3 protein-coding genes and 1 pseudogene are annotated in these 2459 nt (G+C 65.9%); 1 reads left to right on the forward strand and 3 read right to left on the reverse strand.

The window, feature by feature from the left end:
- A partial coding sequence (locus JNK68_06620) for an FAD-dependent monooxygenase (protein ID MBL8540030.1) occupies window positions 1–478 on the reverse strand: 478 nt, incomplete at its 3' end.
- 285 nt (window positions 479–763) lie between these two features.
- Here JNK68_06620 and JNK68_06625 point away from each other — a divergent pair.
- On the forward strand, window positions 764–967 hold the full coding sequence (locus JNK68_06625; GenBank protein MBL8540031.1) for a hypothetical protein: 204 nt from the start codon (window positions 764–766) through the stop codon (window positions 965–967).
- Window positions 968–1009: 42 nt separating this feature from the next.
- Here JNK68_06625 and JNK68_06630 read toward each other — a convergent pair.
- A pseudogene (locus tag JNK68_06630) lies at window positions 1010–1867 on the reverse strand (lipase family protein).
- A 36-nt stretch (window positions 1868–1903) separates the two neighbouring features.
- The coding region (locus JNK68_06635) for a hypothetical protein (protein MBL8540032.1) at window positions 1904–2459 on the reverse strand (556 nt) is incomplete at its 5' end.

Genomic DNA, 2459 nt, shown 5'->3' on the forward strand with positions numbered 1-2459 from the left:
CGTCGCAGGCGATGAGCCATGCGAAGCGCTCGGATGCGATGCTGCCGTCGCCACGACGCAGCGTCGCCGCTACCCCGGTTTCGTCCTGCGTGAACGAGGTGAGTTCGACACCCAGCTCCGCGCGCGTGCCAAAGCGCTGGAGATGCCGTTCGAGCACGGCCTCGGTATCGCACTGCGGGAGCATCAACACGAATGGATAAGGCGTGTCGACTTCCTTGAGATCGAAGTGGGCGACAAGGCTGCGACCGGCCATGATGCTGGCGGCCGTGACCTTGTTGCCCATGGCGATCAGCTCCTCGCTGATCCCGGCGCGGTCGAGAAGCTCGAGCGTCCGACTCCAGATCGCAACGGCGCGAGACGTGTCGCTGCGCTCCGTCATCCTGTCGATGAGCCGCACGGGAACCTTGTAGCGCGCGAGTTCGAGCGCCATCGTCAGCCCCACGGGTCCTGCACCTACGACAAGCGCGTTCTGGGTCATGGTTGCATGCTCCTCGTGCTGCCCGCCTTCGTCATGGGACCGAACACCCGTTCCCAGGCATCTTCACCGCACCGGATTGCTCTGCGAGCCCCGAGAGATGGCACGAGCCTCATACCGCCGCCCCAAGAAAGGTACGTGAAAGGTTTCACCGGCATATCGCTCCGAACGCTGCAGTTGACGATCATATATGCCAGATGTAAGTCTCGATGGAGTAGGTTCATCATTCGCCGGGCGGATGCTTGCCGAAGCAGCCCGGTGAGCGCAGGTAGTGGCAGGGGAGGAAGCATGGCCGACATACTTGATCTGGTTTATCTCTTTGGTCAAACGCTGAGTGTGCTCGCGCTCGCAGCAGGGATGGTGATGTCGTTGTCGGCATCCGATACATTCGGTGGATTCTTTGCTGCAGCGCGACCCAAGCTCGGAAGATGGTGCGCCTTGCCGCACCATCACCGCCTGAATCCGATGGACCACTCCGGCTACGAGTGGTGAGATGCAAAGGTCCCAGTCTACACTCCGCGCAACCGCGGCGTTCTAGCCGGGGGCGCGGTCGCGATCGACCGACAACGTCGCCCCGGTGACGATCTCTTGGCGCCACCCCGCGGTTTCCACGGGCAGCGCCACGAAGGCAGGGTACATGTTCCGGAACCGCCGCACGTAGCCTCGGTGAAAGTGGGAAGCAGCGTCGCGCGCGTGCAGGCCGAGCAGTGCGGCGAGACCCAGTCCGGCAATGGTCAGGGGATAGGAGAGCAACAGCGGCAGGAACTGCGGGATCATCGCTTCCAGGGTGTCGCTCGTCTGCGCTGTGCGGCCCAGGGCACCGATAGCTGGCAATGGCTCCGGGCGCGGCCAGAGTGTCGCCGAGACGCGGCGGAGGAATGCGCCGATCCGCGTGACGGCCAAGCTGCTCTCGCCCTCATGGATGCCATCGTCCTTGATCAGATAGCCGGTACCCACATGCCGGTAAGCCAGAGGCGGCGGCACCCGCGCCACGAGGTCGGCGCCGGAGATGTTGCGCCGGGTCACCTGTGCGAGGCTGGGTGCGTCTTCGCCCGCGCCTGCCCGCGCCTTGCCATAGGCATCCGCAAAGCCCGCGAGCCCGACCCGCGGACAGCCGAACAGGCTGACGGCCTCGATCCGCAGGCCTGCGATGCCTGCACACATGAGATCGCTCGCAGCCAGGATCGCCAGCGCTCCGCCCAGCGAGTGCCCGGTGACCACGAGGCGTGGCGTCCGCGGTGCCTGTGCGCGCACCCAGTCGGTGATCCTGGGCGCGAGCGCTCGCCAGCAGCCGAGAAAACCACGGTGCCGGCGCGGCGCCTCGCGCACCGGCCAGCAGCGAAAGTCGTCGCGCCAGTTGCTGCACGTGACGGTGCCGCTAAAGGCAACCACGAGGAGGCCCTTGCGGCGGACGCAGAAGGCGCGTAGTTAGCGCGCTTCCTCTTCGACGCCGAGGAAGTCGCCGTAACCCTGGGCCTGGATCTGCCGCTTGAGTTCGAGCACGCGTGCATACCGCGCAACCGACGCCACAAGCTGTGGAGACATCGGGGCGAAGCCAAGCGCGTCTGCATGCGCCGTCGTGGAAGAGAGGGGAAGCAGCAGAGAGAGGTCGATGCCATCGATGCCTGCGCCGGTCAGCACGGCTTCGACCTCCCGCAGCGGCCGGTACGCGAGCCACGCGTGCACGGAACACCAGGCGTCCATGTGATGCGGCCACCGCGCGGGGTCGGCCAGCAGCTCGTCGACATTCGCCGGTTCGGAAGGTGGCGTTTCGGGTGGCGGCTTCCGTGCCTCCTCCAAGGCCCGATCCAATGCCTCCGACATCGGCTTGCCCGCGGACTGCAGGATCTCCTGCGCACGCTCGACGACGCGCGAATAATCCGGACTCGGGCGACGCGGTACTTGACCCCCGGGGTGGCTCGGCTGGATATCCATCTCAGGCAGGAACGCGAACGACAGTTGCAGGAGTCTGGTCGCGCCGCTG

This window comes from Betaproteobacteria bacterium (assembly GCA_016791345.1).
In the GTDB taxonomy this organism is placed as follows: domain Bacteria; phylum Pseudomonadota; class Gammaproteobacteria; order Burkholderiales; family JAEUMW01; genus JAEUMW01.